Raw genomic sequence first — 6,413 nt, 5'->3', positions numbered from 1 at the left:
CAGAGCCAATGATCCCAAACGCATGTTCAATACCATGCATCTGCAAAACCTTAACAAAGGCCTCTTCCGTCGTCATCTTCATAGGGGTGTTCTCCAAGCAAGAGTGAGAAAACCGGGCACCGGGACCCGGGGGTTGATATGGTTTTGGCGTAAGGGTGCGACCTGCGTTAGGGCCAGACGCGTCTGCGGAATATGTCCAGTGCGATCTCAGGCAGACCGGATGGCATCCGCGATCAGTTCGACGCCGGGGCCTATGCGGTTGGTCGAAATTGAAGAGTACCCGAGGCGGTAGAAATTCTGCGGCCTGTCGGGCCCCGAGAAAAACGGAGCACCCGGTTCGATATGAACACCCTGGTTCTGCAGCTTTAGCGCAAGCTGCGTTGTGTTGACGTGCTCGGGGGCCGACATCCACATTGATGAGCCGCCCATTACGCCCCGTCCAGCCACTGTGAGCCCGCTTTCTTCGATGGCTTTGTCCATCGCATCGCGCCGCTCTTGCAGGGCTTTCGACATACGTCGGATCTGCGCGTCGTAATGGCCCAATGACAGAAAATACGCTGCCGTGCGCTGAATATGACCCGGAGGGTGGCGCAGGACCAACGAGCGAAGAGCACGAGCTTCGCGGATGAAAGGCTCGGATCCGACCATGTATCCAAGCCGCAATCCCGGAAACAGCGACTTGGAAAAACTGCCGACGTAAATCACGCGCCCATCCCGATCCATGGACTTGAGTGCAGGCGAAGGTGCGCTGCGAAAGGCCATTTCGAATTCATAGTCGTCCTCGACAACCATTGCATCCAGATCGCGTGCCCGATCCAGTAGCTTGTTGCGGCGGTCGATCGGCATCGTCGCGGTTGTCGGGCTTTGATGGCTGGGGGTGGTAAAGATGACATCCGCTTCGTCGGGGATCGCTTCGGGTGGCAAGCCGTCGCGATCGACGCTCAGGGGGGTCACAGCGCAGTCCCAGTGGTTCAAAAGGCTTCGCAGCGCGTAGTAGCAGGGATCTTCGATTACAGCTGTGCGATTGTGGGTCAGCAAAATGCGTGAGGCCAGCCAAAGCGCGTTCTGCGCGCCCAGGGTGATCAAGATCTCTTCGGGGCGGGCGACGATACCACGGCGCGGCAGGGTGTGGCGCGCGATGAATTCGATCAGCAACGGATCATCCTGATCCACGTAATCCCCTGTCAGCGAATCGAAGTCTTTGTGCCCCAAGGCGCGAACCGCGCATAATCTCCAGTTGGCGTGATCAAACAGGGTTCGGTCGGCCTGACCGTAGATGAACGGATAGCGGTATTCGCGCCAATTGCTGGGTTTCGGCAGGACGTCGCTGTCCAGAAAGCGGCGCGCCAATGCCCTGTCCCAGTCGACAGATTCCGTGCCGCGCTGCACGGGCGAGTATTTGGGCGGAACCGGTGCGTTTTGCGAGACGTAATATCCTGACCGGCCCTTTGCCGTCAGATAATCATTGGCCAGCAACTCGGTATAGGCAAGCGTCACCGTGATGCGGCTGACGCCCAGATGTGCGGCCAGCTTTCGCGAGGATGGCAGTTTTTCCCCCACGTGAAAGCGACCGGACAGAATGCCCTCGGCAATCATCTGCTGGATCTGGGCCTGCAACGTGCCCTGACCGTTGAGCTCAAGAAAGAATGTTTCGACCGATATCCCCATGCCTGCTTATAGGTTGGACTTAAGGCAGGGGCAATCTGGACTTACAGTGTCATGAAAAATTTTCCCAAGGTGGGTTGACCAGGGTCCTTTGTGAAACTACAAAACTAGAGATCTAGTTTAATGGAGGCAACTCATGTGGGAAACTGCTGCTGCCGGATTTTCCGCCATGGGTTCGGAAGCCCGGCTGAAAGTCCTCAAGACGCTAGTGCGGGCTGGTGAGGCCGGTCTGACCGTTGGCGAAATCCAGAACCGGACGGGGATTGCCCCGTCGACTTTGGCGCACCACCTGCGGTTTCTTGCAGCCGGAGGTGTGGTTGAGCAGGAAAAGATCGGTCGCACCACGATCAACCGGGCCTGTTATGACGAATTGAAGACGCTGGCGCAGTTCATTCTTAGCGAATGCTGCGCTGACGCGGTTGGAAAGGCGGCCAACGATGGCTGAATTGACGCAATCGCCCCGACTGACCGCCAAAGGTGCGCTTGAGATGATCAAGACACCCTGGGCATTGATCATGGTCATTTTTGTGGCGGTGGCCGTTCTCGACCCCGGCAACCTGCGTGAGGTTGCGAGTTTTGCAGTCAGGGCCTTGGCGCATACAGGACAATACATCCTGTTTGCTGTGCTTCTGTTGTCATATCTCAAGGCAACCGGGGCCGAGGTGATGGTGGCGCGCGCTTTTGAAGGGCGCGAAACCCGGATGATCTTTCTGGCCGCCCTGTTCGGCGGACTTGCACCATTTTGTTCTTGCGAAGTCATTCCCTTTATTGCGGGCTTGCTTGCACTCGGAGCGCCGCTGTCGGCCGTGATGGCGTTCTGGCTCAGCTCGCCGTTGATCGACCCGCCGACGCTTTTGATTACGGCTGCCGCGCTGGGATGGCCCTTTGCCATCGGTAAGGCGGTTGCCGCCGTTGCGCTTGGCCTGTTCGGCGGGTTCGCGGTTCGGTTACTGATGCGGCAGGGGGCATTTGCCCAGCCCTTGCGCGAATACAAACCTGCCGGGTGTTGCGGATGTGGTCCGAAAGCGGATGACAAGCCGGTCTGGAAGTTCTGGCAAGAGCCCGAGCGTCGCGTTCGGTTTCGTTCGGAATTCGTACACAACGGGCTGTTCCTGCTGAAGTGGCTGGCACTGGCCTATGTGCTCGAAGCTTTGTTGGTCAACTATGTGCCTGCGGACCTGATCGCTGGCGTCGTTGGCGGAGAAGGCGTGCTGCCGATCATCGTTGCTTCTCTGGTGGGGATGCCGGCCTATCTGAACTCTTACGTCGCGCCGCCGCTGCTGGCGGGTCTGATCGATCAGGGCATGACCGCGGGGGCTGCGATGTCGTTCATGGTTGCCGGTGCCGTCAGTTCCATACCGGCGATGGCCGCAGTCTGGTCATTGGTCAAACCGCGCGTGTTTGCGACTTACCTGAGCCTTGGTGTGGGGGGCGCAATAATCGCAGGCATCATCTTTCAGGTGGTATGAACGAAAAAGCCGCCCGGTGTCAGCATCGGGCGGCTTTTTCGTTGGATATCTCGATCAACCGGATTCGCAGAGACGGGGCAGTTTGAACCGATACCGGGCTTCGCCGCTTTTGACGTAAATGCGTTTTTCCACGCAGGCCGTCGTTCCAACGGTTTGTGAAATCTGCGACGCGGTCGACGTAATCGACGTGGCCGATCCATCGGGCAAGCGAACCGAGGCTACGACGCCGTTCTTCAGGTCCCCGTTCACCGGGGTTGCGGACAGAACCGGTACGATCAGGAAAGCCTCGTGTTCGTGTTCGCCTTCGTCCCCCAGCAGAAACAAGGTGGTGACGATGGCGATCATGACAACACCACCCGCCAGACCCAGCCCCCATGTCCTGAGAAAGGCGTAGATCGTTACGGCGCGGTGCGGGCCGAAAATCGCAGAAAGAATGCTCAGCATGACAAGTCCGTCCAAAAAGCCCCAGCCGTTCCGACCGGGGCTGATTGTCTGTTACAGACGAGGATCATCCTCGTCTTCATCATCCGCCCCGCCTTTGGGCAGGTTGAAGAAACTGTCGGCGTCGATGATAGGCTCGTCGTCTTTTTCATCCGACCGATCATCGGACAGCGAGAAGGTTTCCAGACCTTCGATCGCGGTCGGGATTTTCGGCGCAGCGTCCATTTCCAGCGACTGCTCGGTCGAAACCAGCTTGCGACGCTCGTCATCGCTCATCACGCCGCCTTCGGCCGCTTTCTTGGCAGCGGCCTTCTGCACGATCGCATCCAGTTCGGACTGTTTGCACAGGCCCAACGCAACCGGGTCGATCGGCTGCATGTTTGAGATGTTCCAGTGCGTGCGCTCGCGGATCGACTGGATGGTCGGCTTGGTGGTGCCAACCAGCTTGGCGATCTGGCCGTCGCTGAGTTCGGGGTGGAACTTGACCAGCCACAGGATCGAGTTCGGACGGTCCTGACGCTTGGACAGCGGGGTATACCGCGGGCCACGGCGCTTTTCTTCGCCGGATGCCGCCGGGTTGAACTTGAGCTTCAGCTTGTGCAGCGGGTTGTTCTGCGCGGCGTCGATCTCATCCTGGGTCAGCTGGTTGTTTGCGATCGGGTCAAAGCCCTTTACGCCTGCGGCCACATCGCCATCGGCGATGCCCTGCACTTCCAGTTCGTGCATTCCTACGAAATCCGCGATCTGCTTAAAGCTGATCGTGGTGTTGTCCACCAGCCATACGGCGGTTGCCTTGGCCATAAGCGGTTTTGCCATCAGCCCGTCTCCTATACATACATCTTTCCCGTCGCCGGAATTCGGCGGCCCCTTGGTCTTGGGGCAGGTTTCCGTTGTCGGGGAACTTGGCCCGTATATAGTCGCCACGCAGCAAGAAGGGAAGAGGCGAATGCGCTGGGTCGTATTGTGGGTCTTCAGCGCGATGACAGCGCTGGCCGAAGGTGAAAAAGCAGGTGAGTTCGACTATTACGTCCTGTCGCTTAGCTGGTCGCCCAACTGGTGCGCCCGTGAAGGGGACGCGCGCGGGTCAGACCAATGTGACGACCGGCACGACCACGGATGGATCCTGCACGGGCTCTGGCCGCAATTTCATCAGGGCTGGCCATCCTTCTGCCGCTCGCCCGAGGCGCCGCCAACACGCCGCATGACGCGGGAAATGGAAGATATTCAGGGTAGTGCGGGCCTTGCATGGCATCAGTGGAAGAAACACGGCACCTGTTCGGGGCTTTCTGCGCCCGACTATTTCGCCCTGTCCCGGCGTGCCTATGACGCTGTCGAACGCCCGCAGGTCTTCCGCAAGCTGGACGCATCCGTCAAACTGCCGGCTTCGGTGGTCGAGGATGCGTTTTTGAAAGCCAATCCGGAACTGGAGCGCGATATGATCACGGTCACCTGCAAACAGGGCTATATCGAAGAGGTCCGCCTATGCCTGTCGCGCGACCTTGATCCGGTGCCATGCGGCCGCGATGTAATTCGCGACTGCACCGCCAAGGACGCGCTGTTCGATCCGATTCGTTAAAGCTTTTTGTTCTGGCAGTCCCGCGCATAGTCCAGCGCCTTGGCGGTGCCTTTCAGATCAATCGCCATCACCACCTCGCCTGCGGGATTGTAAACTGTCATCGTCTTGTTCTGGGCAATCGCGGTGACGAAATTCCGGTCGGTAAAAAACACCGTCGCACCGGGCACTTTGCGTTCATTGAACCCGATAGCGGTGGCATCAAAGCTCTTGCCGTCCAGTTCGAACCGGATGGGATAGCTCTCACCTTGCTTAATGTCGCCCCAGGCTTTGTTGTACACGGCGAAATACCCGCGATTGCCCAACGCGTCGTAACCCAGCCTGACCACCGAGAGATCCTGATACACCGTCTGGATCAGACACCCGTTCCCAAGCGCGGGGTCCATCATAATGTTCCAGCCTTCGACGAAGCCCTTGTCGACGAGTTCCTGCGACAGGGCAGCGGTTGCGGTGAAGGCGGCGACGGTAATGGCGAGAAGGCGGGTCATGGGCGGCTCCAAAATAATCGCTGAGTTTACCTATCCTTAGAGTAGTTCCATGGTCATCCAAAGTCGCTTTTTTGTCACCGCGACTGTTCTGACAACGATGATGAGTACAACATGAGTTTCGAGCCCAAGCAATTTGTTCAGGTCACTATGGTTTCAACTCCGTTTGAAAGATGAAACACGCAACCCTGAGTTCGGGGTAGCTGTAGCAACTTGTCCAGATCGAGACCCAACCAAAGCCCTCTCAGCACCAAGGACGTGACGCCGTGGGTTACTATGATCGCAGGTTCATCTTGTTCCTTCAGAAATGAGTCTACTCTACCGCAGATGTCATCAAAGCTTTCCCCACCCGGGCTGCGGAAGAACCAATGATAGCTTTCATAGGAACAATCGATTTGCTCTCGGATGAAATCACGCGTTGCGCCTTCCCATTGCCCAAACGCGATTTCCATAAGCCGTTCATCATGTATCAACTCATGATGAGGCGTCGTTGCCAAGCGGGCGGTATGCATTGCTCTCTTTTGCGGGCTGACGAAAACGCGCAAAGGTGCATTCGGTATTCGCCTGAGTATCTCATTTTGTTTCCGGGCCTGAGACTTGCCAATTTCCGTCAACGGCGAATTCTTGCGCCCTTGGAACTTCCCCAGTGTGTTCCATTCGGTTTCGCCATGTCGCAGCACAAAAAGATCTGGATACTTGTTCAAGATGTGTACCTGAATTGAATACCGTTTGAGGTGCCGTTCTTGTTGCCTCTTTTTAAGGACGCTGATTTATAGATGC

8 protein-coding genes are annotated in these 6,413 nt (G+C 57.5%); 3 read left to right on the top strand and 5 right to left on the bottom strand.

Features of this window, described 5'->3' with window-relative positions; genetic code table 11:
* Nucleotides 1-207: 207 nt before the first annotated feature.
* Nucleotides 208-1,668: a MocR-like pyridoxine biosynthesis transcription factor PdxR gene (gene pdxR, locus ACR0AD_RS18510; RefSeq protein ID WP_480488854.1), complete on the bottom strand. Its 1,461-nt coding sequence runs from the start codon at nt 1,666-1,668 to the stop codon at nt 208-210.
* Between the two features lie 133 nt (nt 1,669-1,801).
* On the opposite strand from pdxR, the gene ACR0AD_RS18505 reads away from it, so the two are divergent.
* Together ACR0AD_RS18505 and ACR0AD_RS18500 are read left to right on the top strand one after the other, a co-directional pair.
* Nucleotides 1,802-2,110 carry an ArsR/SmtB family transcription factor gene (locus ACR0AD_RS18505; protein WP_209507696.1) on the top strand — a complete coding sequence of 103 codons (309 nt, stop codon included), beginning with the start codon at nt 1,802-1,804 and terminating at the stop codon, nt 2,108-2,110.
* The gene (locus ACR0AD_RS18500; protein ID WP_480488856.1) at nt 2,103-3,134 is read left to right on the top strand and encodes a permease; all 1,032 of its coding nucleotides are present in this window, start codon (nt 2,103-2,105) and stop codon (nt 3,132-3,134) included. Before ACR0AD_RS18505 ends, ACR0AD_RS18500 begins: the two co-directional genes overlap by 8 nt.
* A 54-nt stretch (nt 3,135-3,188) precedes the next feature.
* Here the strand turns inward: ACR0AD_RS18500 and ACR0AD_RS18495 are convergent, their stop codons facing one another.
* Both ACR0AD_RS18495 and ACR0AD_RS18490 read right to left on the bottom strand, forming a co-directional pair.
* The gene (locus ACR0AD_RS18495; protein ID WP_480488858.1) at nt 3,189-3,578 is read right to left on the bottom strand and encodes a hypothetical protein; all 390 of its coding nucleotides are present in this window, start codon (nt 3,576-3,578) and stop codon (nt 3,189-3,191) included.
* A 51-nt stretch (nt 3,579-3,629) separates the two neighbouring features.
* Nucleotides 3,630-4,391, bottom strand: coding sequence for a DUF1013 domain-containing protein (locus ACR0AD_RS18490; RefSeq protein WP_480484669.1), 762 nt, complete (start codon nt 4,389-4,391; stop codon nt 3,630-3,632).
* 130 nt (nt 4,392-4,521) lie between these two features.
* Between ACR0AD_RS18490 and ACR0AD_RS18485 the strand changes: the two genes are divergently transcribed.
* Entirely contained in the window at nt 4,522-5,151 is a 630-nt protein-coding gene (locus ACR0AD_RS18485) for a ribonuclease T2 family protein (RefSeq protein WP_480488860.1), read from the top strand.
* On the opposite strand, the gene ACR0AD_RS18480 is transcribed toward ACR0AD_RS18485, so the two are convergent.
* Nucleotides 5,148-5,636 (bottom strand): hypothetical protein, encoded by a 489-nt coding sequence (locus tag ACR0AD_RS18480; RefSeq protein ID WP_480488861.1) that lies wholly within the window; start codon nt 5,634-5,636, stop codon nt 5,148-5,150. The two genes, ACR0AD_RS18485 and ACR0AD_RS18480, sit on opposite strands and share 4 nt — an antisense overlap.
* A 137-nt stretch (nt 5,637-5,773) precedes the next feature.
* Nucleotides 5,774-6,313: a histidine phosphatase family protein gene (locus tag ACR0AD_RS18475; RefSeq protein ID WP_480484703.1), complete on the bottom strand. Its 540-nt coding sequence runs from the start codon at nt 6,311-6,313 to the stop codon at nt 5,774-5,776.
* Between the last annotated feature and the right edge of the window lie 100 nt (nt 6,314-6,413).

The sequence above is a fragment of the Ruegeria sp. BH8 genome (genome assembly GCF_056538065.1).
The sequence above is the reverse complement of the archived record's forward strand: the minus strand, read 5'-3'. Positions and strand labels throughout refer to the sequence as shown.